1 pseudogene is annotated in these 420 nt (G+C 38.3%); it reads left to right on the top strand.

The features are described from left to right. A pseudogene (locus J671_RS25765) lies at positions 1-420 on the top strand (IS30-like element ISAba125 family transposase); the annotation flags it as partial.

Below are 420 nucleotides of genomic sequence, written 5' to 3'. Positions count from 1 at the left end.
AACACTTATTGAACGAAATACACGGCTCTGTATCTTGGCAACATTACCTGATGCAAAGGCAGAATCAGTGCGCAAGGCTTTAACTGAAGCTCTGAAATATTTACCTGCAGAACTGCGTAAAACGTTGACCTATGACCGTGGACGCGAGATGTCAGAACATAAAATACTCGAAGAAGATTTAGGCATAGATGTATATTTCTGTGACCCACATTCACCTTGGCAAAAAGGCACATGCGAAAATATGAATGGTTTAATTAGGCAATATTTACCTAAAGGGATTGATTTAAATCAGGCAGATCAGCATTATTTAAATCAAGTTGCCATGTCACTAAATACTCGTCCTAGAAAGGCGTTAGATTGGCTTACACCATTAGAGAAATTTGCTCAGCTTGTTGATTATCATATGGCTTTTGAAACTGT

It is taken from the genome of Acinetobacter sp. 1130196 (genome assembly GCF_000588095.1).
Taxonomy (GTDB): domain Bacteria; phylum Pseudomonadota; class Gammaproteobacteria; order Pseudomonadales; family Moraxellaceae; genus Acinetobacter; species Acinetobacter nosocomialis.
The sequence above is the reverse complement of the archived record's forward strand: the minus strand, read 5'-3'. Positions and strand labels throughout refer to the sequence as shown.